Annotated in this window: 26 protein-coding genes and 1 pseudogene; 18 read left to right on the top strand and 9 right to left on the bottom strand. The window is 59.3% G+C overall.

The window, feature by feature from the left end; all coding sequences use genetic code 11:
- Nucleotides 1-34 precede the first annotated feature (34 nt).
- A complete protein-coding gene (locus ACZBJS_RS03255; protein ID WP_063790084.1) occupies nt 35-337 on the top strand; it encodes a hypothetical protein in 303 nt (100 codons plus the stop codon).
- Between the two features lie 228 nt (nt 338-565).
- Nucleotides 566-1,507: a hypothetical protein gene (locus ACZBJS_RS03250; RefSeq protein ID WP_463438342.1), complete on the top strand. Its 942-nt coding sequence runs from the start codon at nt 566-568 to the stop codon at nt 1,505-1,507.
- A 10-nt stretch (nt 1,508-1,517) separates the two neighbouring features.
- Here the strand turns inward: ACZBJS_RS03250 and ACZBJS_RS03245 are convergent, their stop codons facing one another.
- On the bottom strand, nt 1,518-1,745 hold the full coding sequence (locus ACZBJS_RS03245; protein WP_463438341.1) for a hypothetical protein: 228 nt from the start codon (nt 1,743-1,745) through the stop codon (nt 1,518-1,520).
- 48 nt (nt 1,746-1,793) lie between these two features.
- Here ACZBJS_RS03245 and ACZBJS_RS03240 point away from each other — a divergent pair, with 48 nt between their 5' ends.
- The 5 genes from ACZBJS_RS03240 to ACZBJS_RS03220 all read left to right on the top strand — a co-directional run bounded on the left by ACZBJS_RS03240 (nt 1,794) and on the right by ACZBJS_RS03220 (nt 5,765).
- The gene (locus ACZBJS_RS03240; protein ID WP_057017172.1) at nt 1,794-2,513 is read left to right on the top strand and encodes an outer membrane protein; all 720 of its coding nucleotides are present in this window, start codon (nt 1,794-1,796) and stop codon (nt 2,511-2,513) included.
- A 199-nt stretch (nt 2,514-2,712) separates the two neighbouring features.
- A complete protein-coding gene (locus tag ACZBJS_RS03235) occupies nt 2,713-3,066 on the top strand; it encodes an HdeA/HdeB family chaperone (RefSeq protein ID WP_076826357.1) in 354 nt (117 codons plus the stop codon).
- Between the two features lie 169 nt (nt 3,067-3,235).
- Nucleotides 3,236-4,144, top strand: a complete 909-nt coding sequence (locus ACZBJS_RS03230) for a helix-turn-helix domain-containing protein (protein ID WP_316398794.1) — start codon at nt 3,236-3,238, stop codon at nt 4,142-4,144.
- A 129-nt stretch (nt 4,145-4,273) separates the two neighbouring features.
- Nucleotides 4,274-5,020: an outer membrane protein gene (locus ACZBJS_RS03225; RefSeq protein WP_463438340.1), complete on the top strand. Its 747-nt coding sequence runs from the start codon at nt 4,274-4,276 to the stop codon at nt 5,018-5,020.
- Nucleotides 5,021-5,108: 88 nt separating this feature from the next.
- On the top strand, nt 5,109-5,765 hold the full coding sequence (locus ACZBJS_RS03220) for a hypothetical protein (RefSeq protein WP_194295334.1): 657 nt from the start codon (nt 5,109-5,111) through the stop codon (nt 5,763-5,765).
- A 197-nt stretch (nt 5,766-5,962) separates the two neighbouring features.
- Here ACZBJS_RS03220 and ACZBJS_RS03215 read toward each other — a convergent pair whose 3' ends face one another.
- Nucleotides 5,963-6,400, bottom strand: coding sequence for a DUF2721 domain-containing protein (locus ACZBJS_RS03215; RefSeq protein ID WP_076826362.1), 438 nt, complete (start codon nt 6,398-6,400; stop codon nt 5,963-5,965).
- A gap of 198 nt (nt 6,401-6,598) precedes the next feature.
- Entirely contained in the window at nt 6,599-8,029 is a 1,431-nt protein-coding gene (locus ACZBJS_RS03210; RefSeq protein WP_316398795.1) for a DUF1254 domain-containing protein, read from the bottom strand.
- 382 nt (nt 8,030-8,411) lie between these two features.
- On the opposite strand from ACZBJS_RS03210, the gene ACZBJS_RS03205 reads away from it, so the two are divergent.
- From ACZBJS_RS03205 to ACZBJS_RS03195, 3 genes are all read left to right on the top strand, one after another.
- Nucleotides 8,412-9,851: a DUF1254 domain-containing protein gene (locus ACZBJS_RS03205; RefSeq protein ID WP_253625998.1), complete on the top strand. Its 1,440-nt coding sequence runs from the start codon at nt 8,412-8,414 to the stop codon at nt 9,849-9,851.
- A gap of 111 nt (nt 9,852-9,962) precedes the next feature.
- Nucleotides 9,963-11,087: an HlyD family secretion protein gene (locus ACZBJS_RS03200; RefSeq protein ID WP_229189067.1), complete on the top strand. Its 1,125-nt coding sequence runs from the start codon at nt 9,963-9,965 to the stop codon at nt 11,085-11,087.
- 61 nt (nt 11,088-11,148) lie between these two features.
- Complete coding sequence (locus ACZBJS_RS03195; protein ID WP_316398796.1) at nt 11,149-11,580, top strand: hypothetical protein; 432 nt, start codon at nt 11,149-11,151, stop codon at nt 11,578-11,580.
- Between the two features lie 224 nt (nt 11,581-11,804).
- Here ACZBJS_RS03195 and ACZBJS_RS03190 read toward each other — a convergent pair whose 3' ends face one another.
- On the bottom strand, nt 11,805-12,839 hold the full coding sequence (locus ACZBJS_RS03190) for a helix-turn-helix transcriptional regulator (protein WP_463438339.1): 1,035 nt from the start codon (nt 12,837-12,839) through the stop codon (nt 11,805-11,807).
- Between the two features lie 473 nt (nt 12,840-13,312).
- Here ACZBJS_RS03190 and ACZBJS_RS03185 point away from each other — a divergent pair, with 473 nt between their 5' ends.
- The gene (locus ACZBJS_RS03185; protein ID WP_082653779.1) at nt 13,313-13,678 is read left to right on the top strand and encodes a helix-turn-helix transcriptional regulator; all 366 of its coding nucleotides are present in this window, start codon (nt 13,313-13,315) and stop codon (nt 13,676-13,678) included.
- 637 nt (nt 13,679-14,315) lie between these two features.
- Here ACZBJS_RS03185 and ACZBJS_RS03180 read toward each other — a convergent pair.
- Nucleotides 14,316-14,921 carry a MarR family winged helix-turn-helix transcriptional regulator gene (locus ACZBJS_RS03180; RefSeq protein ID WP_463438338.1) on the bottom strand — a complete coding sequence of 202 codons (606 nt, stop codon included), beginning with the start codon at nt 14,919-14,921 and terminating at the stop codon, nt 14,316-14,318.
- Between the two features lie 40 nt (nt 14,922-14,961).
- Between ACZBJS_RS03180 and ACZBJS_RS03175 the strand changes: the two genes are divergently transcribed.
- The 4 genes from ACZBJS_RS03175 to ACZBJS_RS03160 all read left to right on the top strand — a co-directional run bounded on the left by ACZBJS_RS03175 (nt 14,962) and on the right by ACZBJS_RS03160 (nt 18,139).
- Nucleotides 14,962-15,702 carry a 4-hydroxyphenylacetate 3-hydroxylase C-terminal domain-containing protein gene (locus ACZBJS_RS03175; protein ID WP_410469692.1) on the top strand — a complete coding sequence of 247 codons (741 nt, stop codon included), beginning with the start codon at nt 14,962-14,964 and terminating at the stop codon, nt 15,700-15,702.
- A gap of 16 nt (nt 15,703-15,718) precedes the next feature.
- Nucleotides 15,719-16,099, top strand: a complete 381-nt coding sequence (locus ACZBJS_RS03170; RefSeq protein WP_463438337.1) for a cupin — start codon at nt 15,719-15,721, stop codon at nt 16,097-16,099.
- Nucleotides 16,100-16,120: 21 nt separating this feature from the next.
- A complete protein-coding gene (locus tag ACZBJS_RS03165) occupies nt 16,121-16,891 on the top strand; it encodes a DUF3363 domain-containing protein (protein WP_463438370.1) in 771 nt (256 codons plus the stop codon).
- A gap of 105 nt (nt 16,892-16,996) precedes the next feature.
- Entirely contained in the window at nt 16,997-18,139 is a 1,143-nt protein-coding gene (locus tag ACZBJS_RS03160; protein ID WP_316394739.1) for a nucleotidyltransferase family protein, read from the top strand.
- 414 nt (nt 18,140-18,553) lie between these two features.
- On the opposite strand, the gene ACZBJS_RS03155 is transcribed toward ACZBJS_RS03160, so the two are convergent.
- The gene (locus ACZBJS_RS03155) at nt 18,554-18,697 is read right to left on the bottom strand and encodes a hypothetical protein (protein WP_316394973.1); all 144 of its coding nucleotides are present in this window, start codon (nt 18,695-18,697) and stop codon (nt 18,554-18,556) included.
- A 466-nt stretch (nt 18,698-19,163) separates the two neighbouring features.
- Here ACZBJS_RS03155 and ACZBJS_RS03150 point away from each other — a divergent pair, with 466 nt between their 5' ends.
- Nucleotides 19,164-19,328 carry a hypothetical protein gene (locus ACZBJS_RS03150; protein WP_463438336.1) on the top strand — a complete coding sequence of 55 codons (165 nt, stop codon included), beginning with the start codon at nt 19,164-19,166 and terminating at the stop codon, nt 19,326-19,328.
- Between the two features lie 461 nt (nt 19,329-19,789).
- Entirely contained in the window at nt 19,790-20,518 is a 729-nt protein-coding gene (locus ACZBJS_RS03145; RefSeq protein WP_316394743.1) for a Crp/Fnr family transcriptional regulator, read from the top strand.
- On the opposite strand, the gene ACZBJS_RS03140 is transcribed toward ACZBJS_RS03145, so the two are convergent.
- Nucleotides 20,515-20,670: a hypothetical protein gene (locus ACZBJS_RS03140; protein WP_473965366.1), complete on the bottom strand. Its 156-nt coding sequence runs from the start codon at nt 20,668-20,670 to the stop codon at nt 20,515-20,517. The two genes, ACZBJS_RS03145 and ACZBJS_RS03140, sit on opposite strands and share 4 nt — an antisense overlap.
- A 1,132-nt stretch (nt 20,671-21,802) precedes the next feature.
- Here ACZBJS_RS03140 and ACZBJS_RS03135 point away from each other — a divergent pair.
- Complete coding sequence (locus ACZBJS_RS03135) at nt 21,803-22,078, top strand: PRC-barrel domain containing protein (protein ID WP_316394747.1); 276 nt, start codon at nt 21,803-21,805, stop codon at nt 22,076-22,078.
- 880 nt (nt 22,079-22,958) lie between these two features.
- Here ACZBJS_RS03135 and ACZBJS_RS03130 read toward each other — a convergent pair.
- Complete coding sequence (locus ACZBJS_RS03130; RefSeq protein WP_233475604.1) at nt 22,959-23,156, bottom strand: hypothetical protein; 198 nt, start codon at nt 23,154-23,156, stop codon at nt 22,959-22,961.
- Nucleotides 23,157-23,619: 463 nt separating this feature from the next.
- Nucleotides 23,620-23,769 (bottom strand): annotated as a pseudogene (locus ACZBJS_RS03125) (ATP dependent DNA ligase); the annotation flags it as partial.
- Nucleotides 23,770-23,850: the final 81 nt, after the last annotated feature.

Below are 23,850 nucleotides of genomic sequence, written 5' to 3'. Positions count from 1 at the left end.
CGAGCCCGCAGGGAAAACCAACCGGAAGGGCGCCGTGTCGATTGACCTGACGAAGGCCTGGTATGTTTCGTTCGAGGTGCCGAAAAGGATGCGCAAGACATCCACGCAACGACAGCCGAGACAGAGTGAGAGCTTTCCGACAGAACTCGACGCCCAGAGGTTTGCCCGCCAGAAGTTCGAGCAAGGATACATCGTGACCGCGGGCACCATCAACCCCTGCACACCGCGACGGGCGATACCTTCGGCGGTCATTCACCATTGGCTTGCGGAAACGTCCGAACCGCCGTTGGGCGAACCGGCCTTATTCGAGGACACCAAGGAGCCGGATCTGCCGTAGGAGCCTGCCGCGATACGGTGCGCCCGTGCATTGGCAGAATTTGCATAGACCGTTCCGACGAATTGCCGATATCGTTTCAACGATCTTTTCCCGGAATGTGCCGGGTTCACCGGATGGCGCATGGTGGGCGATGACCGAGATAGTGCCTGTCGCTCCCTCGATCGATCAGCTTGGCCGCATCACTACTGTCAGACATCGCCGATAAGGACCCCGTTCGAGGAGAGTGTTTTGCAGGTTACGGGGAAGGTTGGAGCGCTGAACGCGCGCAATTGCGTTGGTTTCCCGGGATTGGTGCTGGCCGTCTTGATTTGCCTCTCCAGCGGAATTGCCCGTGCTGGAGATGAAGACGATGATTCTGCGAACGGGGTGTCGAGCGCGCCGAACGTCTACCTGGACATGAGAACCACCTACGCGAGGGTGCCCGCCGGTGCGCTGGCGGTCGGCTTCGGCAATTCGTCCTTGCTCGCGGCGTTGCAATCCGCTGCCATCTCGAACGCCGGCAGCCTGGCTGCGATTGCGGGCGGTGCGGCGATGCCGGGCGCCCAGAGCGTCGTGGTCGATCTTCCCATGACGATCGACGTGAACGATAATGTCTCGCTCTATGCCGGCGTATCAGCCAGCTCGACCAGCACTCCGATGACCGGCTGGTCGTCCGTGGCGATTACGAGCTGGAATCTTGGATTTCAGGCCGATCTCTACAATCAGAACGGCGGCTCGATTCCGACCCTGAGTTGGCAATCGACCATTACCCAGACGATTCCGAATGGACCGTTTGCTACCACGAGTTTTACAAATGTTTTCGAGTTCGACTATGCGTTCGACCAGGACGAGACTCGTGGGTTGCTCGCGGGTGTGCAGGACACACGGGTTGTCATCGGCAGTCAACTCGCGACCATCCATTCCGATATCATGGGCTATGTCGGCGGTTACTACCAATGGCCGAACAATTGGAAGCTTACGAGCCGCGCGGGCGTGCAGGTTTTCGGCGGCGCCGAGCTCTTGGGCCGCGCGTCGGTCTCCTCCTTTACCCAGCCGATCGTGCGACTGGACCTTGACCGGATGGACGACAACGACAACCGACTGTTTGGCGTGACCGCGCAGATCATGTGGGTACCAAAGCCTGCTTACCAGATCACGCTCAGGACGCCGCTCTATTTCGCAAGCAACTAGGGCTTCCGGGTCAGCATGACGGAGTTTCGGCAAGGTTGAACCTGGCCAGTAGCGCCCGGTCATCGCTCGACACCACCGGATTGTCAGAATTTGCATATTCGTCAGCCTGCTCGCCTGACACCGAGAGGCCATTGGCGCTCAACACCGACTGCGCGCCGATGCTTTCGCTGCGGCAACTTGGCCACAGTCGGGAAAACAGAACGCGCGCGTCAGATTCTGCATAGTGGGTCGCGCGCATTCGATGCGATCACCGCTACACGATTTCTTCAATCAATCAGGTGCGGCAATGAATAAGATTGGAAAGTTTGGGGTTGCGATCGCGGCCTCGCTGATGATGGGTGGTTATGCGGCCGCGGCGGATTTGCCGGCGGCGCCCGCCTACAAGGCGCAGGCTCCGGTTGCCGCCGTCTACAACTGGACGGGATTCTATGTCGGCGGCAACGCTGGGTACGGCTGGGGCAACCAGGACCCGATGGTGCTGTTCGCCAACAGGTTCGATCGAGCCGGTTTTGACATCAGTGGCGGCATGATCGGCGGCACGTTTGGTGGGCAGATTCAGCAGGGTTACGTCGTGCTCGGCCTGGAAGGTGACATCGACTGGGCCAACATCAGCGGGTCCTCCGTCGTAACGCCGAGCATTCTCGGCATCGGACAGGGCGTCACGCTGAACACCTCGTCAAACATCAGCGCGCTGGCGACGGTGAGGGCCCGGGTCGGTATCGCCATGAACAACGTCCTGATCTACGCCACCGGCGGCGGAGCCTTCGTCAAGTCGACCGCCAGCGCATCAACCATCGCCGGCGTGCCCTGCGGCACGGTTGGCGTCTTGCCGGATTGCTCAGCCTCGTCCTGGCGTCCGGGCATCTCCGCGGGTTTCGGCGTGGAATACGGCTTTACACCGAACTGGTCCGTGAAGGCCGAGTATCTCTACACGAAAGTCGTCGGCACCGGAGTCAGCACGGATGAATTGAATGTCGTGCGTGGCGGCATCAACTACCGGTTCTGAACAAGGGACATCGATCACATATTCGGTCCCGTTCGACGGACGATGCGCCGCCTCGAACGTCCGATAGGACTGTCTTGATCCTGATCGTGCATCCGAGCTGATGCTTTTCAGCTCGGATGCTAGTCGCGCGCGAAGGCGCCCGGCCTCTGAAAGTCGTCTGAGATCTTTCTACATCCGATTCATCACAATGGGATCCCCAATGCGTTCGAGACTGCTGCTTTCCGTAGCTCTGCTGGTTGCCACAATGGTGTCTGCCAGGGCCCAGACCCCGCTGTCGGCCTATGTCGACGCGAATGGATTCATCGATGTTCAGAAGCTGACCTGCGCGCAACTCGCCGGGACCTACCAGGAGGACGCCGATGCGCTGACGGCCTGGTACAGCGGCTGGTACAACGGCCTTGCCAAGAAGCATTTCCTCGACCTGCGCAAGGGCAAGCTCGTGGAGCACGAAGTCATCGTCTACTGCAAGGCACATCCCGAAAAGCTCATCATCGACGCTATTGCCGTCGTGTTCAAGGCGGAGCGGGAGATGATGGGAATCCAGATGAAGTAGATTGTCAGAGGGCGGATCGGTCGCACGTTGCCGACCGATCCGCTGTGCGCAGTGTTACTAAGAGCGGCATCGCCTGTTCTATTTTTCTCTTGAATTGCCGCTCAGACGGGCGGGATATTTTGAATTGAATGATTTCGGGCAATACACCGACGCCGTTAGAGGCGCGAGGGTGACATTTCTGAAATCCGCTCCGTCCTCTCACGATTGGGGCGTGAAGTCTCTCGCGTTGAATCGCACGATCCTTCAGTTTGGCACCGACGGCGGCCCCGGGATTGCGCATGGCGTCACCGACCCGAATTTTACGACGTTGATCGTCCAGTCCTCCAACTTCGACGATCGCGTCGTGCTCGATGGTGTGCCATGCCAGGCCTCTGACCTGGTCATTTTCCCTCCGAACTGTCACTTCACCTTTGTCCGTTCCGGTCATGTCGAATGGGTGGCGTGGTCGCTGCCCAATGAGGAGAGCATCGCGAGGAACATGCTCCCTGCGGCCACAACTCAGGCTTCGCCGAAGACCGCCAAGCATCTCGTCCGGTTGCCAGAGCCGATCAAATCGAAGCTGATCGAGGTGTCGAGGCAGGCTCTGCGTTCCTTCTCCGATTCTGCCTTCGCTGACCGGCCTATGATGGCGCGGGAGGCAGAGGACGCCCTGATGGATCAGCTGGCTTGCATCCGGGATAATCGCCTGAGCCAAAGCTTCCTGCCCAACAAGTACACCCTCTCGTACGAGCGAATCGTTCTGGAGGCGCTTGAGTTCGTTGGGACCAGGTCGGAAAGCATCGTCCATATCAAGGACATCGTGAAAGCGACCAAGGTGGAATACCGCACCTTGCTGCGTGCTTTCGAGCGCTATCTCGGCTTCTCGCCAAAGCTCTATCTGAGGCTTCGGCAGCTAAACCTGGTTTATCACGAGATCAGTCGCGACAACGGTGCATCGGTCGGAGTCGTCGATATCCTGTCGGCACACGGCGTCACCGAGTTCGGCAGATTTGCCGGCCACTACCGGTCGCTGTTCGGCGAGTTGCCATCCGAGACATATCGCCGGTCTCGCGCATTGAGGTCTGGCAACGTGCCGTGACCTCGAAGTGGGGTTTTGGTGCAACACCGCTAAGAATTGGTCGGCGGTGACAGTTTCTGCATACCGACTGAGACAAGGTCGATGGCAAGTGGCTCATGTGTTTTCCACGTTCAATGAGGCTTGCAGGCGATGAAGAAAATCAGTTTACTTACCGCAGCGGCGGTGATGTCCGTTGCGTTCACGGGTATTGCAAAGGCCGCCGATCTTCCGCAGCGGCCGGCGTACAAGGCGGCGCCGATCGCAGCGCCCATGATGTACAACTGGTCCGGCTTCTATCTCGGTGTCAACGGTGGATATGGCTGGAGCAACCAGTGCATCGATATCACCGCAATCAATGGAATTGGCGGCGTCTTCGCGGAAGGCTGCAATAGCAAGGGCGGCGGCATCATCGGTGGCCAGCTTGGCTATCGTTGGCAGGCCGGACAATTGGTGTACGGTCTGGAAGCGCAGGGCGACTGGGCCAACATCCGCAACACGCGCATCAGTGCGCAGGACCCGACACGTACTTACAAGTCGACCCTCGCCGGCCTGGGCCTCTTCACGGCTCAACTGGGCTACGCGGCCAACGAGGCCTTGTTCTACGTCAAGGGCGGCGGCGCGGTTGGCAGCCAGGACTTTGCCATCATCGACAATGTGAGCGGCACGGGCCTCGCCTTCGCGAACCGGACCCGCTGGGGTGGCGTCGTGGGTGTCGGCTTCGAGTACGGCTTCTCTCCGAATTGGACGGCCGGCATCGAGTACGACTATCTGTGGCGGGTAAACGAGAGCAACACGTTCCTGACGCCGTCACTCGGGCGCATCACGTCGATCACCGCCAACACCAAGACGGACGCGAGTCTGCTGGCGCTCCGCCTCAACTATAAGTTCGGTTACTAGTGAAGAAAGGAGGTCGTCCAATTCGGCCGGCCTCCATTCTTGTTTCATCATGCCTGGGTCCAGGTAATCCACTATTCCGGAGTTGATCATGCTGTCGAATACGATGCGTGCGATTGCTTTTCTCGGTGCTTTGGCGGCCACAAACATGGTCTTGGCGCAAGACACGGCGTCCCATGCGCCGCTGAAGACGATCGGGGCCAACAAACCCCAGGTCGTTCCATCACTGATCGTCTTCAACTCCAGGGGCGCGAACGTGCAGCCCGGCAAGCTGGTCCTCACTGGCGTCGCGCCAAATGCGATCATATTTGCGGATCGGCCGGTTCGCTCGGCCGGTCACGATCTGACCAGCCATATCGTCGAAGACTGGGGAACCGGCAGCGACAATTTTGCAAAGAATCCGCCCAACGCCACAGTGTCCGTATTCCAGAAGGACGGCAGCACCGTGCGCGATGTCGTTGTCACACTGAAGAATCCCAAGCTCGAAGGTGATAACCTTGCCTTCGATGTCGATATTCTCGAAGGTGACATCAAGGGCGCCGACGGTCCTGCCTCTGTCTTCATCGACATCATCGGCCTTCCGTTTACGCCGCTTTCATTCGCGGGCGTTGCGCGACGCACGGCCTATCGAGGTGCGTATTATGCCGGAGCCGCTGCGGCGGCTGGCGCTGCGGCTGCCTACGCGTACCACCCGTATTACTATCGGCCGCCGGTTTGCGGATACTATCCCTATCCCCCGTGCTACTAGCGGGACCGCGCGGAGTGTGGCCTGGCGTCCTTGCGCCGGGCCAGCCTCTGGCTGATGCGCCTTTGTGTACCATTTGCGTCCAGCCGGCACTGGACGATGATTCTCTCGACTCGAGGAAGCGCCGGCCCGTCCAGAAACGAGCCGATTTCGAGTCTTGGCGCTACAACGCGAAAGAGCCCGGCTGAGCCGGCCGCTTGCTACGGATTGGGCTTGTGATGACTGAGGTCATGCAGTGAAAGGCGGGCCTCGCGCACCAGATCTACAAGCGAGAGCGTGAAGAAGCTGAGAGCGACAACAAAGAGCAGTGCAACGCCGTACTCATGCTGGAATCGAAAGAAGGTACACACGAACGCCAGGATCACCAGCAGCGAGGTGACGATTGCGCTGACCGTCGCGAGAACGATTGCCTTGTTCAGAAGCACAGCGCGACGCCTGAGATGTGGGATATCAGGGTGCGTTCCGGAACGGTCGTCGTCGGCCGTAGCGTGCAATGCCTGTAGCCTGTCGACGACGCGATTCATGCGCCCTATCAAAAGCGACACGAAGGCCGCAACTGCGCCAAGGAGAAATGCGGGCGCCGCTACTTGCGAAATGACCTGCGACAGGTGCGCGGCGGTCGGTGTGTCGATCAGCATGGCTACTTTTCTCCGCGACCGGTACCTGCGCCGCCGCCTACATTGGAGTCAGGGCGAGCGCTCGCAACGAAAGCTTAGCGCATCGTTGGTCACGGGGAGCTTTTTACAACGATGTGAGATCGTTTGCTCAAGATAATCGCTGCGTAGCGTGACGGGCAAGGGGGCGCCGCGAAGCGTCCCCTTGCCCGTCGCTTAAACTTACGTCGCTTTTTTGGCCGCCGGGATCGACCAAGTGCCGTCGAGGATCGACGGGTCGTCCTCGTTCGGCCAATACATGCGCAGCATCAGGATGAACTTGCCGGTCGGTGCAGGCAACCAGTTCGACTCCTTGTCGGCCCCCGGGGATTGATTCTGGATGTACAGGTCCGTTGAGCCGTCCGGATTGACCTTGAGGTTCTGTCGCGGGCTGATCGAGTACCGATTGATCGGGTTGGAGACGAAAAAGTAGTTGGCATCGTACATGGTAACGGACCAGAAGCCGCTCACCGGCGGCAATTGGCCCTTTGGAAAACGCATGACGTATTTGTTCGAGCCGTGATAGTCGCTACCGTCCGCATCCTTTAGCGAAAGCGGATAAACCGCGTCTCTGTTGCGGTTCGCGCCGAGCCCGATCGCGGTGACCAGCGCACGGTTGAGATAGTCGGTCCCGTAGACGCCGGTCTTGGTGTCGTAGATCCATCCGTTGACCTTCTTGATGGCGTCGTTGACCTTGAGCTGGAGCATGATGCGATCGAAAGCGGCGCGGGGAATGCGCTTGACGAAATCCGCGTCCAGCTTGCTGGCATCGAAGTCCTGGCCCGGGACAAGACCGATCTTGGCGAACCGCGCGAGTTCGGGCGCGTCAGCAGCAGAGGGAGGGTTCACTTTCATCAGCTGGGCGAGCAGGCTGAAGTATTCAGCCGCATCCATGCGGTTGACCTGTTCGCGCACGGCCGTCTTCATGTCGATGGACGGATCGACCTTGCCCGAGGGCGGCGTGTAGTCCTTTCCGTAGGAACTCAGCGGCACCAGCTTGAACTGGTCCTGCAAGGCGTGGACGGCTGCGTAGTCTTCCGGAGTGCCCGTGCAGTAGATCCGGCCGAGCAACCAGACTATGTTGGTTGGGGCCTTCAATTCCTTGACGCCGGACGGAAGCGTGCCGCTCCAGCCGGGACCCGTGATTGCATAGGTCTGCGCCCCGGTGCCGGTTGTGCGTTTTCCGGGCACGGCGAACACATTGGTCCAACCGTCGAGCATCGGCAGCAGGAAATACCGGTCCTTCATGTCGGGAACGCTCAACACCCATGGCTCCTTGCCGACGTCGAAAAATGCAGTGGTGTAGAGCGTATCGGCGTTCGGTGCTGTCACATCGCGAAACGAGGCATCCGGATACTGACGCAGCTTGATGATTTGACCCATGGGGGCACGCGTGCCCTCCGCTTTGACGACGTTGGTGAAGACCCGGCGGGTCATCTCGATTGTGACAAGTGGATAACCGAACACATAGGCGTCGGTGGCGAGCCAAAAATCTTCCGCCCCTTCAACGATATCAAATACTGGGCCTTCGTGCGCTCGGAGGATCGACGGGGTCAGTGCAGTGGAAGCGGCGGCAAGTCCGGTCTTCAGCGCAAAACGGCGGGTGATGTCCATCGTTGTTTCCTGGGATTGGTTTCGTTCAAGGCGGCTTTTTGGCAGCGTTGCGGCGCTCCATCTCGTGCCGCGCAAGGCAGGCTAGCCCGTACTTCCCAGCATCGGCTATGCAGTTTCTGACCTTGATCGGGGGCCCATCCGACCAATCGCTTGGCGAGCCGGGGATCCGAGCGGGCGCATGCCGAAGTCGAAGACCCCGCGCTGGCAATAACTGAGCGCGATTTCAGACCATTGCTTCGCGCGGGGCTGGAGATTGCCGAATTTGCATAGTGGGTGGCCGCTTTTTCGTTAGGTTGGCGAGCGGACGAAAAGACGCTTGGCGTGTCAGGCCCGTCCACCACGGAAACGGAGTAGGTTGATGCAAAAGCGATCGAGCCCGAACATGCTGACGAAGCGCGATTTGCTGAGATCTGCCGCGCTGGCAGGCGTCGCCGCTGCTGGCGCCCAATCAAGCCAAGCTTGGGCCCAGTGGTCGGAACGTCCGGGATTCTTCAAGGCCAAGGACATCGCAGAGGCCGGCTTCATCTATGGCCTGCCGATGGTGATGGCCTACGGCGTCATGAACGAGTACGCTGTCGACAAGTCGTCGGGCCAGTACAAGGCGCCGTTCAATACACTGTTCAACGAGGCGCGCGTCTTCACATACGAAGATACCGCCGTGATCACCCCCAACAGCGACACGCCGTATTCGTTCGCTTGGCTGGACCTGCGGGCCGAACCGCTTGTCTTTTCGGTGCCGGCGATCGACCCCAAGCGCTACTATTCGCTGCAGTTGAACGACCTCAACACGTATAATTTCGGCTATGTCGGGACGCGCGCCACCGGCAGCGATGCCGGAAGCTATATGATCGTCGGCCCGCGATGGACCGGCGTGACACCGGCCGGCATCAAGAAGGTATTCCGGTCGACCACCGATTTTTGCCTGGGGCTCTTACGCACGCAGCTGTTCGACCCGGCCGATATCGAGGCCGTCAAGAAGATTCAGGCCGGCTACAAGGCGCAGCCGCTTTCCAGCTTCCTGAATCAGCCGGCGCCTTCGCCGGCGCCGGCGCCTTCTTTCCCCAAATTCGAGAAGGACCTCGTCCGCACCGAGTTCTTCGAATACCTTGATTTCGCGCTTCAATTCGCGCCGGCGCTGCCGGAAGATCGCTGGATCCGCGAGCAGCTGGCGCGGATCGGCGTGGGGCCAGGGAAGAGCTTCGATTTCCGCAGCCTGTCGCTGGAAGACAAGGCGGAGATCCTGCTTGGCATGAAGGAGGGCGAGCGCAAGGTCAGCGAGGCCGTTGCGACCCTCGGCAAGGACATCAACGGCTGGCGCGTCGGCGCGCCGTTCGGCGATGCCGCATTCTTCCATGGCGACTGGCTTATGCGCGCGGCAGCCGCGAAGGCCGGCATCTATGGCAACGACGCGGTGGAGGCCATGTATCCTTTGGGCAAAGTGGATGTCGATGGCAAAGAACTCGACTGCTCGAAGTCGAGCTACACGCTTACCTTCCCGGCGGAGCAGCTGCCGCCGGTCAACGCCTTCTGGTCGGTGACGATGTATGACGGCAAGACGCAGCTTTTGGTGAAGAACCCGATCAACCGCTACCTGATCAACTCGCCGATGCTGCCGCACATGAAGTGCGGTTCCGACGGCTCGCTGACGATCTACGTCCAGAACAAGTCTCCGGGAGCCGACAAGGAGGCAAACTGGCTGCCGGCGCCGGATGGCCCGATCTATGTGGTGATGCGACTGTACTGGCCGAAAACCACGCCGCCATCGATTCTGCCAGCTGGTGAAGGGACGTGGAAGCCTCCCGGCTTCAAGCGCGCGTCCTAGAGATCGAATTTTTATCGGCCGGATGCGCGGCGACAGAGTCGCAATTGCACGCATCCGGCCGGCACGGGCATGGCACCGCCCTTGTGAGTGTTCAATCCCGGTGCACGACAGATGCAGGAGATCATCGTGCTCATCATCCTGACGCTCTATTTGGTCCTGGTCTGGCTCGTCTTCTCGAGGCTCAAGCTGGTCCGATGGGGCTGGGCGTCCGGCACCGTCACCGTGCTGCTTGGCGCGTTCATCCTCGCGGTATTCCTCGCGATGTTCAACTACCTGACCCCGTCGGGAAGCTTAGTCGTGATTTCCCGCGTCATGGAGGTCGCGCCCAATGTCTCCGGCGAGGTGATCGAAATCCCGGTCAAGCCAAACGAACCGGTGAAGGCCGGCGCGGTGCTGTTTCGCATTGATCCGGCACCGTTCCAGTACAAGGTCAACCAGCTCGAGGCATCGCTCGCCCAGGCACGCCAGCAGGTCAAGCAACTGAAGGCCAGTTACGAGCAGGCGACGGCGAATGTCGATGGACTGACCAAGCAGCTCGCCTTTCACACCCAGCGGCTTTCCGATTACCGCAAGCTCGTCAGCGAGGAGGCGCAGACCGCGTTTCGTCTGCAGGACGTCCAGGTGCAATACGACACGGTCGAGTTTCAGCTTCAGGCGGCCAAGGCCGCACAGCTGAGCGCACAATTGGCGATGGAGTCGGAAATCGGCGGCGTCAACACAACCGTCGCACAGATCCAGGCCCAGCTCGACCATGCGAAGTGGGAGCTCGAGCAGACGACGATCCGCGCCATCGGCGACGGTGTCGTTACGATCATGGCGCTGTCGGTCGGCGACCGCGCCATGCCGGCGCGCTCGGTGATGTCGTTCATCGTCGCAAACGATATCGTCATCACCGGCATGTTCCCGCCGAACGGATTCCGGACCATCAAGCCCGGCGCGCGGGTCAAGCTCGTCTTCGACGACGACCCTGGCCGCATCCACGAAGCGACGGTCATGGCTATCCCCCAAGGCGTGGGGCAGGGCCAGATCGCGGTCTCAGGTACGCTGGCGCGGGTCGGCTCGATCGGAGGCGCGAAGGCTTATCCGGCTGCTATTTCGATCCCGAAGACCATCGACCGTAGCCAACTCCGGCTCGGAATGCCGGGCACCGCCACCGTGTTCGCGGACAACGCCGGCGTCATCGGCCTGTTGATGTCGATCCTGGTCTGGATCGGTTCGTATACGGCATATTTATAGCCGCCTTCCATTTCACTCTCGGCTCCAATTGGTAGCTCATCCAGATATCTCCGGAGAAAAAATGGGTCTTCGATCTGCAGGCAGTATTGCAGCCCTCGTTTCGGTCACTCTTCTTGTCCAGTTGTGCTCGGGTGCTCGCGGTTACGCCCAGCAATCAACTGGTCAATTGTTGATCTCATCGGGATTCAGCCCTGTCGCTGCGACCACGCCGGAGCTGTTGAATCGGCTGATGTTGTTCCCGTCCAATCAATTTCAGCTGCGGCAGAGGAGCGGACGTCCCTACTACGTTTACGCGGATCCCTCCGGATGTACCTGTGCGTATGTCGGCAGCGTGGCCGCTATGGACAAATATCGCGCCAGTTATGATGCATTGCCGGCAACTACGCTCTCGGCAGGCGGCTTTACGAATCCCGAAGAGAACCTGATCAACAGCATGGAAAACGATGACGCTTCGGCCCAGTTCAACGATGACGTATTTGGTCCGGACTTTTAGGTTTGCCTGATGTGCGTTCGAGCATGAGGGCCCCGCGCGTTCGCGGCACACGCACCGCACCGACCTGACCGTCGGCGGCGTTCTGTTGATGGAGACCGGCGCTTCAGCTCCTCGGCGCAAAGGAGGAGGGATCTATCCCACCCGAAGTCGTGGCGCTCCCATCCAGCGAAGCCGGGTCCGATCGATCGACGTTGATGTCGTGTCGAATCAAGGGATGCCTTCAATCATTCGGGCAGCATGGCGCCCAAGGCAGGCGCTTGTCCCGGCCGCGATTGCGCACGAAACTGCCGCGGCGTAACGCCGGTAATGCGGCGGAAGGCGCGCGTAAAGTGCGCTGGATCCGTATAGCCGGAGGAGAATGCGATTTCGATGATCTTGGAATCCGTGTCGCGCAAGAGCTTGCTGGCATTCTCGAACCGGATGGTGTCGAGCAGATCCGAGTATGTCATGCCGGCGTACGCCAGCTTACGTTGCAAGCTCCTCGCGCTCGCGCCAGCCATCTCCGCAACCTGAGCGAGAGCCGGAAGTCCCTGGTCGAGGTAGGACGGCAACATCAACTTGAGCGTTGCGATGATGTCATGACCTGACGGGCCAGCCTGATCGTCTTGCAAGGAGAGCACTTGCTCCTTTGCGCGATTGGGAAGGCTGAGGAGCGAGATCGGCACGTCGATCCACGATGCGTCTTGTCCCGACAGGAAACGCGTGTTTGGCCAGAATGATTGACACGCGGGGCTCGGCGTATACCGGGCTTCAAACGCGATTGTAGCAGGAGCCCAATCCGGTCCGGCGAATTGCCGGACAATGTACATGGGGAAAATATTCTGAAGCCATTGTGAATGCTCGAGATGCAGGAGTCCTTTTGTTCCAGTGAGACTGCTGCAAAACTTCACGTGACCGTCGTGGCGCTCGATCCAATTCTTCAAGTTCGAGTCCTCGATCGATGCCCATTTGCAAGCCTGTTGCAGCGCGACCAACAGCGTTGGGGCATGGCCGATCAGAGTCCGGGTTTTCTCGCTCAGGTGACAATAGTGCAGACGTTGGGAGGCGAGGAATCCAAAATCCGGAATACCTTGTGATCTCCGGGCGATTTCCGCGAAGTCGATTGCTCGCAGAATCGGAACGTAGTGATTGGCCTTTTCTTCCAATGATGTCGGAAGATGAAATTTTGCCAGAAACGAACCCGTCGACGCGCCGATTTCGCTAAGGATATCAGCGAAAGGAATGAGGAACTGGCAGCGCGTCAAATGAATATTTGCCACCGGGCCGCCCCTCGATTGTAAAATGGATGCTGCCTGTCGGCGGGAGTTTCGCTGGGACCGGGCGTTGGCGCGGCCGGCAAAAATGGAAGAGTTCGCTGCCCCCTCCCGGCATGCACCGTTCTCTGCACCCCAGCGATCGGCTGCGAGCCACTCCTTCGATGCGGGTCTTGCCGGCTTTTTTGGCGGCTTATGGCCAGACGGCCAACAATTCGCTGCATAGGCTTACTTGAGATCAAAACTACGACCGGAATGGAGGAAAGCTGAGCCCTTCGTGCTGCGTTTCGATGAATTCTCTCTCCGTACCCTCGCAGCATTACGTGCGCTCGACAATGGTTGAACGAGAGCCACTGGGTGATCGAAAGGCGCCCCAGTTTTTCCGGACAGTCGGCCGGAAGGAGGCCCGGAATGCCCATGGCGTCGAAGCATCTGGTATTCTCTAGACGGAGCATAGACTTCGTGCCTCACACCAACAGATGAGAGCCGTCCGTTTGCCTTCGTCCGAAGCGATCCGCGCGGCCATTGTCGCGTCGCTGCGACATGGTGACGCAACCATAAATGGCACAGCTCGCGCATGCAAGATCAGCTCGCGGACGTTGCAGCGTCATCTCGGCCGTATGGGCACAAGCTACCGCGCAATGCTTGCGGAGGTTCGCTTGAATTTGGCTTGCCGGCTGCTCGTAGACTCGAGTAAGCCCCTGTCCGACGTCGCAAAATTCCTGGGCTATTCCAGTGCAAGTAGTTTCAGCCGCACTTTCGCGCGTTTGATGAAAGTCCAGCCCGTTGTCTACAGGCGGCAGCAACTTGCTGGTAAACGTCGGCACGCGTCCCATCGCATATGACCTTGCGCGATCGATAGCTGAATTATTCCACAAGATTGGCGTGAAATGGCAAGACGCACGATTTGAATTGGAGCGAAACGTTCGGCGAGATTTCGGGGCTCCGCGAGGAGCCATTTTGCTTTTTTTGACGTTCAAGAGGCGCAGGGACGCTACGGGAAGCTATATGGCCCGGCCGAAGCAAAAGCAGAGCGACGCAGGCTGGCGAGCACGGTAGGCATCGCGTCATGCAATCACGTCGCCGAGCACGAGCGGCCAGCCGTCGAATCAGCTCCATCCGTTCGCGACAAACAGAAGGCGCTAGGGCTATCCGCCAGACGACCTTCGTCGCGGCGTCGGCGAGCCCTGAGATCGTCCGGTCGGTGCCTGCACAGACCGATCTGGACGCTTACGCCAGTCTCGACCAGCGCATTGTCGATGCGATCGCGGTGGTGTGCCTGGCGCATGGGATAGGTTGATCGTCCAGGCGTCATCGACCCCGACCTTCTGAATATGGTATCGTCGCGACAGCGAGAGGTCTGGCGCGATCTGGTCGGACTTAAGAATTGGCCTTGACCTGACTAGGTCAGCTAGCCTGCTCATGTAGCGGACTCCCGCTACCATTGGCCACGATTTGCTCCGTCACGGCGCAGAACGGGAATTACAGCGGGCCATGACGTGCTGCTGGCCGCTTCTGACGAAGCTTAGGTGCCTTGGCTCGGGAGGCGTTCTGATCCTCCTGAAGTTTGAGCGTCGCTCTGGCGTGTTCGGCGAGTTTCAACGCGTTGTCGGCGTTCGAAGCGAGCCGTGACAGCAACTGGGACAGCACTTTGAACTCCTCACGCGTCAGCATGCTAAACAAGGCGTCGTTGACCGGGCGCTGCAAAGCGGCAAGGCGGATTAGTAGGCTCATTCCGCGTTGGGTGAGCGCAAGTTGCACCCGTCGTCCGTCTTCGGGGTGGGAGCTTTTCTCGAGCAGGCCGTCGGAAACCAGCTTGTTGATCTCGTTAGTGACGAAGGCGCCGCTCAGATATAGCCGCTCGGCGACCTGATTCACGCCCATCGGTTCTTCCGCAGTCGAATTCTTGATCGCAATCAATATCAGATATTGGGTGGGCGACAGGTCGACGAAGCCCGCGAATATTTCGCGGCAGGCCTCAAGACTGCGTCCGAACGCGAAATAATCGTAGAGCAGGCCGCGAAGCGTGCGGTCTCCTTCCTTGTCGAGCAGTTCGGGTTTCGACGCCGTCAGGAGTGCATCGTTCACGCGGTCAATCTCCTCGCCAAATCATGGCATTGCGAGCGCGGTGTTCGACAATCCCCTGTCGAGCCGCTTCGACGAGAATGACTCAGTTCTCTGCTTCGACGACGTGAAGGTGCCTTGGGATCGCGTCTTCATCGAGGGCAACGTCGAGATGTGCCAGAAGCAGTTCCATGCCATGCCTTGTCACGTCTACCAAAACTACCAGGCGATGGTCCCTCTCAGCGTGAAGCTCACGTTCCTGACTGGCCTTGCGCATCGGATCGCCGAAATGAACGGCGTCACGCAATTCCCGCAGGTTCGCGAAATGCTCGGTCAGCTCGCAGCCGAGACCGGCATGGTCGATGCGCTGGTGGCTGCGATGGAGGCAAAGGGCACGCAGGTCGGTCCCTACTTCATCCCGGATCGGCACACGCTCTATTCCGCACAGGTCCTGACGCAGCAGCTCTACGCCCACATCATCAATACGCTGCGCGAGCTCGCCGGCGGCGGCATGATCATGCTGCCTTCGTCGGTGGCGGACTTCGGCAACCCGGAGATTGCTGCCCAGTCGCCGAAGGCCAATTCGCACGACCGCGTGAAATTCTACAAGCTCGCTTGGGACGCCGTCGGCTCCGAGTTCGGGTCGCACCATCAGCAATACGAGATGTTCTACGCCGGCGCGACTTTCGTTACCAAGGGCCATTCCTATCGCACCTACGACTGGACCGGCGCCGATCGGTTGGTGCAGACGATGCTCGATTCCTACGACCTCAACGGCGTCTCGACCTCCAGCAAAGCCGCCTGAATCAGGGAGCAAACACATGCCCGTCAACAAGAAGCACGACGAATTCTACACGCTCGTTAAGACCACCGGGTGGGAAACGCCCGCGGGCTATCCGGCCGGCATCCAGCAGAAGATCATCGCCGGCGGCCGAGATGAGGAGAAGCGGCACGGTACGAGAACCCGGCTGCTCCGTTTTGCGCCGGACGTCTATACGACGGCGCCGTTCTCGCACGAGTATTGGGAAGAGGTCTATCTCGTCTCGGGCGACCTGATCGTCGGCAACGATGACAAGGGCGAGGGCGGCGTGAGCTTCCCGCCGAACACTTACGCCTGCCGGCCTCCGCACGCGCCGCACGGTCCGTTCAAATCCGTCGGCGGCTGTCTGCTCCTGGAGATGCACTACTTCGATCCGGTTTGATTCCGGTTCGCTAGCGACCGCCTGCACCGGGAGTTCGACCCGCAGGCATCGAGCGAATATGTCGGATCGCACGTACGGCGTCTGGAGGCGATGCGGCGTGAGGCAATGGTAAGCCGTCTTGCCGACGGGAGCTGGAATGTCGGCGACGACTATCTCGACCGGGCGCTCCGATACGAGAAGCTGCAGCGCTCGCGCAATCCGGTACGCGTCGCGGTGTTGTCATGGCAGAGACTCGAAGATCTGCCGCAGGCGCTGGGAGCAACGTGGCTTGATCGCAAGCTGATTGGCAAGGAGCCCGATGGGTTCGTGTCGGCTGGCTTCGGGGCGGAAGTCGAGACCGCATTGCGAACCAGGCGGCTATGGCTTATCGAGCAGGGGATGGCGCGAGAGCAAGGGGGGCAAGCGCGGTACGCGCGGAACATGCTCGAGACGCTCGAGGCCCGTGAGCTGGCAAGGACTGCGGCCGACATATCCGCGCGCACCGGCCTTGACCATGTCGACGTCAAGGCCGGCGACAAGGTTGAGGGCGTCTACCGGCGCGTGCTCACGCTGCACAGTGGGCGGTTCGCCCTGATCGAGCGATCCCATGAGTTCGCGCTGGTGCCCTGGCGGCCGGTGCTGGAGCGGGCACGCGGGCAATTGGTCACCGGTCGGGTCGGCGGGGAGGGCATTTCCTGTCGATCGGCATCAAGCGCGGAATTGGACGCTAAGTGGCCGGATTGCTCGGAAAGTCGGTCAATTTCCGTCCAGGAGCGTTCGTGGAACTCATCTGTTGTGCACGCAAGACGTTGAAATTAATGATAGTTATACTATTTTTGCAAGAACAGTATAGCCGATTTGCTGCAGATCTCTAGTGGTTATACTATTCTCGCGAAAGTAGTATAGCGAGGTTCCAAGATGCCGTCGAACCAAGCCCTCGATATCAGCTACCAGACGCTCTATTCGGAGCTTGTCCAGCGAAGCCTGGACGAGAGCTTCACCTCCGAATTTTCCATGAGCGGCCGCTTCGTAGCGGTCGAGGTGAAGGGCAAAAAATACTGGTACTTCGACACGCCGAAGCCCGAAGGCGCCGGCCAACACCGCCGCTATGTCGGTCCCGTCGACGATCCAGAGATCACCAAGCGGGTCGAAGCATTCAAGGATCTGAAGGCCGACCTCAAGGGACGTCGCCGTCTCGTTTCCACACTGACGCGCGAGGCCTATCTGCCGCGTCCTCTACCGATGGCTGGCCAGGTGGTGGAAGAATTGGCGAAGGCCGGCTTCTTCCGCATGAGGGGCGTGCTCGTTGGCACCGTTGCCTATCAGTGCTACGCCGCCGTGCTCGGTCGACGCCTTGATGCGGTCGCCATGCAGACCGGCGACGCCGACTTTGCGCAATTCCATGAAATCTCGGTGGCGGTCAAGGATTCCATGCCTCCCATCCTGGAGGTGCTGCGCCAAGTCGATCCGACCTTCCGCGAGGTTCCGAGCCAGGCCGACGGCAGGGTCTCCACCCAATTCACGTCGAGGGGCAACTTCAAGGTTGAATTCCTGACGCCGAACCAGTGGTCGGACGACCAGGCAGGCAGGCCGGTCCCGATGCCGGCCCTGGGCGGAGCAGCGGCACTGCCCCTCCGCTTCCTCGACTACCTGATCTTCCAGCCGATCCGCGCGGTGCTGTTGCACGGTGCGGGCGTGCCGGTCCTCATTCCATCGCCCGAACGCTACGCCATCCACAAGCTGATCGTCGGCTCCCGCCGCAAGGAGGACCGCGATGCGACCGCAAAAAGCGCGAAGGATCGGCTGCAGGCCCGATCGATTATCGAAGCGATGATCGCCAACAGGCAGCAGGCGGATCTTGCCGCCGCCTATACGGAGGCATGGGATCGCGGCGATCAGTGGAGGGCGGCGATCCGCACCAGCAACGCGACCTATGATGACAGCTTCCAGACGTTGCTCCGGACCGAACTAGGGAAGGGTGTATCCGAGCTCGGCTCCGATCGCGCCGAATACGATCTCGCAGAAAAGTCTACCGACGCGCCAACCTCTCGTCTACAGTGATCCGCGGATTGCAGGCTCAACACCGACGCGGCCGCAACGCAGTCTCGACCGGCAGCGGCGGCAGCACAAGCTGGGCGCAAGAAGATGGGCTCGGCCAGGCGTGCTCTGCCGACGACGTCGACATGCCGAGCATGTCGACGTCATCAAACAAGCTGCTCCCTGCGCGCCGGGACCAACAAGCCTGAGTTGGTCGGCATGCGCACGCCTTGCGGGGTATTTCTCGAACGACATGCTCATCGCTGATCCATCCGGCACTCCGAAGCCCGCGTACAATGAGAAGCAGCTTGGTCATGCAGAATTGAGGCGCGACCACGCGCCGCCTGCCGACAGAGGCAATGTCTCTTCGCTGTTGAGCAACCGATCGCCCGGTGGCTGAGCGCGACATGGCAACGAGATGCAATCTGCGCCAGGTGTTCACGCGCTGTTGAAGCATTCGATGACGCTGTGCTGATCTTGATCTTCAACTTCGGCACTTGATCGGGCTTGATCGAAATCGCGCTCGCTGATGGCGCGACTTTTTATTTCGATTGAAGGCTCGCCGAATTTCGCCGTTCTCATCGTGCCGCTCACGTCGCGTGGGCGGATGGGGCGGCGAATGTTTCCAGCAAAGATCTACATCGGTCAGATCACGATCGTGTTCGGCATCGTCGTCGCGTCGACCTGAGGAGCGACGCAATGGACCGCGGCAGCCCTCGGCTTTCAGCAACGGCTGGGTGAACCCTGGTTCGCGATCGCCGGCTATCCTCGCCTGTTTAGCTTTTTATCGCGGCGGTGCCCTGATCGCCGAGGTCATCTTTCGGATTTCAAATCTCACCCATGCCCGCCGCCGTCAGAACGGGAAGCATGTCATGGTTTCGACGTAGCCCATCTGGTGAGATTCTGAACGCCAGCCGATCCAGCGGACTGACGATGAAGCGCCTAGCTCTGATGTCCCGCAAGACCCAGCGAAGTCGGATAGCCTCGCCCAAGGGCAAGCTCTCCAACTCACTCATCAGCTGGTTTGATCCTACGGTAGTGCATCCCCATGTCACGTCGCACGAGAGATCTGCGCTGGCTGCCGAAGGGTATCCAGCAGCTGCTGCTCTTCATCGATGCGCTGGCGAAAGCGCTCGCGCTCTCGTTCCGAGGTCGCGGTATCGATGAGATACTGGTAGTCACCGACGATCTTCTCGCTAACGCGAATGAGTAGCTTTTAAAGTTCGATCATGGATGTTTTTCTCCCGATCTCCCGGCGGCTGGATGACAGCCGGCATATGCCGAGAGGCGGAGCGTCAGAGGCCACGCCTTGCGTGGCCTCCAGTTCCTCGCCGATGCGCCTTTCGATGAACTGACGCTCCAAGTCGGAAAGCTGCGTTTTCAGAAGCCACCGATAATGGCGGATGTTGGTGCGCGGTGCGCTTGGAGTTGCTCGAGCCGCTGGTCGATCAATCTGGAGTATGGCTTCTCCATCGGGCCGTACCTTGAGACTGCCGGGCTTCAGCCAGGTTATCGAGGAACATCGCGGTCCCCCCAATTGTTATCTAAGCATCATCGGCAACTATCAATTGGGCGCCGGTGGCTGAGAGTGTCGTGCTCCCGATCATTCGCTGGCGAAGCAGGCATTTCACCGCCGGCGCTACGCTCATTTCCTCCAATGCGGGGAGAACGCCGATGGCTTCAAGCACCGCGACTAGCCTGATCACAAAGTTAACTGTCTCCAACCGGCTCGACAGCGATGACATTCAGGCACTTGAGCAGCTGCCGATCCAGGAACGCCAAGTCCCGGCCCAGCACATTATTGTCGCCGATGGCAGCCGGCCAAAGGAATGTTGCCTTCTCGCCGAAGGATTTGCGTACCGTGCAAAAATCACGCAGGACGGCAAGCGGCAAGTCCTCTCGTTGCACATTCCCGGCGAAATACCGGATCTGCAGAGCCTCTACCTCAACGTCATGGACCACGATTTCACGACGCTGACATCCTGCACGCTTGGCTTCATCCCTCATGAAGCGATCAAGGCCTTGTGTAAGCAGCGCCCGAATGTGACAGGTGCGCTTTGGCGCGAAACGCTCATTGACGCGGCGATTTTTAGGGAATGGATCGTCAATGTCGGCCGCAGGTCCGCGGACGAGCGTATGGCCCACCTTTTCGCCGAAATTCATCGTCGATTGAGGGCTGTCGGTCGAACGAGCGACGGTGATTTCGACTTCCCTATTACGCAATCCGATCTTGGAGATTGTCTCGGACTTTCGACGGTCCACGTCAACCGCACGCTGCAGGAACTGCGGCAAGAAGGTATCATGCAAGTCGAGCGGCCACACTACCGCATTCTGGACCACGATAAATTGGAGGAATTGGCCGGATTCGATCCGGCCTATCTTCACTTGCAGCCGACTGGCTAGCTCGAAGGGGAGACGATGCGCTTGGCGGTAACGTCGACTGAAAGATTGCGTTTTGTTCCTCCCTTGACCGCGATCGACCAACGATTGGATTTGTCGAGGTCCAGATTGGACCCGATATCGCGAACCGTCGTCACGGCCTTCTGCCAGGCCATCTCGTCGTTCAGCAGTTCCTCGCCATCGGGATCATCAAACGGACGGTCATTCGAAATGAGGAGCGTAGCCGGCAACTCGTCGTCGAACTAGAGGCGTCTATCCCACTTTCTTATTTAGCCGAGTGTGCTCTAGGTTTTGTACAAGCCACACGGCTGGTCCGAGCGGGCCGCAGCCGCCGCATAGTACCGGGGAAAATAGCAACCGATAGAACGATTGGGTTACCTGATCCGGGGAGCCAAATGCGCTCCGCTAGTGTCTACTACTACGACAAGGCGCGCCCTGTCATGCCCCAGCGCTGAGCAATTGTCGCGGAAACCCGTAGCCGTCCGGTCTCGACTATCGTCGCCACCGATCTAAGCCAGCTCGGCCTCGCGGTGTGATCTCGCGGTCCACTAAGAGGACGGAGCCGCCAAGCCCGACCGTACCCGGATTGGCGGTTCTCTTTTGCACCGAATGCAAAATTAACAGGCAGGTCGCGGCGGCGAGCCTGAGCCTTTGTCGCAATTTATCTGGAAATCGGAACCCGCGACCTAGCAGCTCGGTTTAACGCAAAAGCCCGGCCGTCAACTAGGACGGCCGGGCGAAAGTGATACGAGCTCGATGAACGCTGCGGATATGCTGCGGCGCGGCAGGGCGGTGGGTGCCTCGATTGGAGGGTGTTTAGCCGCCGGACTGAGGCGCGAAAGCATTCACGTATGCCGCTATTCGCGCCGCCGGTGGCGGTCGTAGCTGACGGAATGGAGGCGGCCAATCCGCACCAGCGGTACAATCGCAATTGCTGCGAGATGATCGGTGCTCATGGCGATGTCCTTGCATCGCCCCCATCAATTGGTCTTCGAGCGCGAGCTATTCCCTATAGGCGCCAGGCGTACCCGCCACTTTGCAAGATCAATGCGTCGGCTATGGGCGTTCTAGGTTCCTCATTCCATTCGTGATGAAAATTGAGGAACGAAGACGCCCCGCCAGAAAGCAGCAGGCCCCCATAAGCGCGTTTCACATGTGCTAATGACGCGGTGCCCGCATGATAGAAAACTCGTCTTCGAGCGTGGCGCTCATATGGCGTGGGCTACCGCTCGACCCCAGCGTAAATCGATCGCAGCTTCAGATTACATTTAGGATAGTTGCGTACCCATGAACGAGTTTTTTGACTGCAGCAAACGCGCTTTAAACATCCTCTCCGAACTTCATGCTTCCGAAAAAGAGTTGGTGGGCAAGGGGGTCGTCTTGTCCGATGGGAAAGCCGGCACAATTGAGCACGTATTTGTAGATGACGTCCATGGGCTCCGCATTGCAATTGCGGGACATGAAGGTCGATGGCCAATAGCGATGGTCAAGCAATTGGAAGGGGATCTCTCAAGAAAGCCAATCGCCAAAGCCAAATTACGGCGTGCGATTCACGAAGGTTAATGACTCCGCTGCTGCACACTGCGACGATAGGCTTCCTACGAGCGAGCTTAAAACCATGGAACGCATGAATGGAGTGGAGCGGACATTTGCGTCTGTTACTGCGCTGAGTGTCTCGGTTCTCGTCGCTAGCCTGACCGCATATGCGTTTAGCTAGTGGAGCCAGAAAAGTAGCGGCATCCGAACAATAGGGTAGATAACTTTCATTTCGTATTGTTTCAGCCTTGGAAACAGGCTCGCTGCTTCTCGGCGGACAGCGGTCCTCGATCTGGCCTGGCCCCAGCATGATCCGGATGCTGGGGTCATCTTTTTTGTGCTGCCTAACAGGACGCGCTCCCAGCACAGGCCGATTGCGCCCAAAGCCTTCTGGCCGTCCTTTTCATAGGAGCGGGCCTGACGAAGTTGGGTTACTCTGAAGCCAGGCGCTGATCCCGCCCCACAACGTCTGACGCCGCAGTATGTAAGCAAAGCCCGGTCTCAGCGATTCCTACCGCGCTGAGACCGTTTTACTTTCAGGAACAAGTGGCAATTTGTGGAGTTGCAAGGGAGGTTGCTCTCGGGAGGTGGGACGGGCATCGGTCTCAGTGCTCCCCCGGGGCATTGGGCAGTTCGCTTTCGTGAAGGCAAGCTATGACAGAAGAGCGCCGAGACTGAACACTGATCGTCGGATTTCTCAGTATTGCGGCTCAGCGCCATGCTTGATTAGCCGAACCCAGGTTGAACGGCTCCGAAATGCCTGTGTCGTCCTTCGCGGCCGGCTCAAACGCGAACTGCGGTTCTGGACGTCAATGTTACTCGGATTTTCGCCGCTCTGGATCGTTGGCGGAGCTGCTGATTTTCTTTAGGTTGTAACCGTTCCGCGAGATGCAGCAAATTGCCTAGATCACGGATGCAAAACAGAAAGCAGACGTTGTCGACGTTGCTCGCGGTCAAGTTGATCTTTTCGCATCATCTCGAACTGAGCTTGAGCCTTGATGGTGCTTTCGTTTGACCTCTTTAACTCGATCAGCAACGCCTCCTGCTCCGCGAGTCGTTTTTCTCCCTCCACAACATCAAGTTCAATCTGCCGCAACTCGTCCATGATCGAGTCTTTGTGCATCTTAGTCCATCGCACCCATGCAGTTACAGCCGTGTGAGCTTAACCATTTCCAAGAGCTAGCCGTTCCTTGAATTCGACCTTGCGCTGCAGGATTTTTCGGCAAGCCATGGTGGGAATAAGTTGCAATAGGAACGGCAGGATGAAACGGCGGTTTTACTCTGCCGGCGTCGAACGCTGCGGTCGCCGGCGACGACCAAAAAGCGGAGACTTGGCTTCAGCGCCTTCGGCTGAAGCCATTTTTTTGGAGTAGATGGCAATTCCGGAGACAGAGGCCTCGCTTAATTGTCGACAAGGGTGGCTCGGCGACAGGCCGCTTCCGTTGTTCGACAAGGCTCAGTTCGGATTTCGCTGATCCAAGGGCCGCGCTCGCTTTCGAATATGCCTGCGCTCGTTCAAAATGATCCCAGCGCGTGTCATCGCAGCAGTTGCAGCGCGGTAGGTAGGGTCATAGGTCCTCCCGCACGCCGCGAAAGAACGGATGCCGTACCTTGCCCTCGGCGGATTTGGAGCGGTACTCGATCTCGGCCAGTACTTTCGGTTCAACCCAGATCGCCTTGTGTGCAATGCGCTTGGTATAGGGCTGCTTCTTGCGGATCTACGAATCAGCGCGGGGCGGGAACGGTTGAGCGGCAACTGCCTCGGCACTAGCCTCCGGGCCCAGGAAGCGCTGGGGCCG

It is taken from the genome of Bradyrhizobium sp. KZN70725, assembly GCF_055264925.1.
The sequence above is the reverse complement of the archived record's forward strand: the minus strand, read 5'-3'. Positions and strand labels throughout refer to the sequence as shown.

Excerpts from the sequence above, each read along its gene's own strand:
- ACZBJS_RS03245 (WP_463438341.1), bottom strand. The coding sequence starts at position 1,745 with ATGCGCGCGACCCACTATGCAGAATCTGACGCGCGCGTTCTGTTTTCC.
- ACZBJS_RS03240 (WP_057017172.1), top strand. The coding sequence starts at position 1,794 with ATGAATAAGATTGGAAAGTTTGGGGTTGCGATCGCGGCCTCGCTGATG.
- ACZBJS_RS03235 (WP_076826357.1), top strand. The coding sequence starts at position 2,713 with ATGCGTTCGAGACTGCTGCTTTCCGTAGCTCTGCTGGTTGCCACAATG.
- ACZBJS_RS03225 (WP_463438340.1), top strand. The coding sequence starts at position 4,274 with ATGAAGAAAATCAGTTTACTTACCGCAGCGGCGGTGATGTCCGTTGCG.
- ACZBJS_RS03220 (WP_194295334.1), top strand. The coding sequence starts at position 5,109 with ATGCTGTCGAATACGATGCGTGCGATTGCTTTTCTCGGTGCTTTGGCG.
- ACZBJS_RS03215 (WP_076826362.1), bottom strand. The coding sequence starts at position 6,400 with ATGCTGATCGACACACCGACCGCCGCGCACCTGTCGCAGGTCATTTCG.
- ACZBJS_RS03210 (WP_316398795.1), bottom strand. The coding sequence starts at position 8,029 with ATGGACATCACCCGCCGTTTTGCGCTGAAGACCGGACTTGCCGCCGCT.
- ACZBJS_RS03205 (WP_253625998.1), top strand. The coding sequence starts at position 8,412 with ATGCTGACGAAGCGCGATTTGCTGAGATCTGCCGCGCTGGCAGGCGTC.
- ACZBJS_RS03200 (WP_229189067.1), top strand. The coding sequence starts at position 9,963 with ATGCAGGAGATCATCGTGCTCATCATCCTGACGCTCTATTTGGTCCTG.
- ACZBJS_RS03195 (WP_316398796.1), top strand. The coding sequence starts at position 11,149 with ATGGGTCTTCGATCTGCAGGCAGTATTGCAGCCCTCGTTTCGGTCACT.
- ACZBJS_RS03185 (WP_082653779.1), top strand. The coding sequence starts at position 13,313 with ATGAGAGCCGTCCGTTTGCCTTCGTCCGAAGCGATCCGCGCGGCCATT.
- ACZBJS_RS03170 (WP_463438337.1), top strand. The coding sequence starts at position 15,719 with ATGCCCGTCAACAAGAAGCACGACGAATTCTACACGCTCGTTAAGACC.
- ACZBJS_RS03160 (WP_316394739.1), top strand. The coding sequence starts at position 16,997 with ATGCCGTCGAACCAAGCCCTCGATATCAGCTACCAGACGCTCTATTCG.
- ACZBJS_RS03155 (WP_316394973.1), bottom strand. The coding sequence starts at position 18,697 with ATGAGAACGGCGAAATTCGGCGAGCCTTCAATCGAAATAAAAAGTCGC.
- ACZBJS_RS03150 (WP_463438336.1), top strand. The coding sequence starts at position 19,164 with ATGTCACGTCGCACGAGAGATCTGCGCTGGCTGCCGAAGGGTATCCAG.
- ACZBJS_RS03145 (WP_316394743.1), top strand. The coding sequence starts at position 19,790 with ATGGCTTCAAGCACCGCGACTAGCCTGATCACAAAGTTAACTGTCTCC.
- ACZBJS_RS03140 (WP_473965366.1), bottom strand. The coding sequence starts at position 20,670 with ATGGCCTGGCAGAAGGCCGTGACGACGGTTCGCGATATCGGGTCCAAT.
- ACZBJS_RS03135 (WP_316394747.1), top strand. The coding sequence starts at position 21,803 with ATGAACGAGTTTTTTGACTGCAGCAAACGCGCTTTAAACATCCTCTCC.
- ACZBJS_RS03130 (WP_233475604.1), bottom strand. The coding sequence starts at position 23,156 with ATGGACGAGTTGCGGCAGATTGAACTTGATGTTGTGGAGGGAGAAAAA.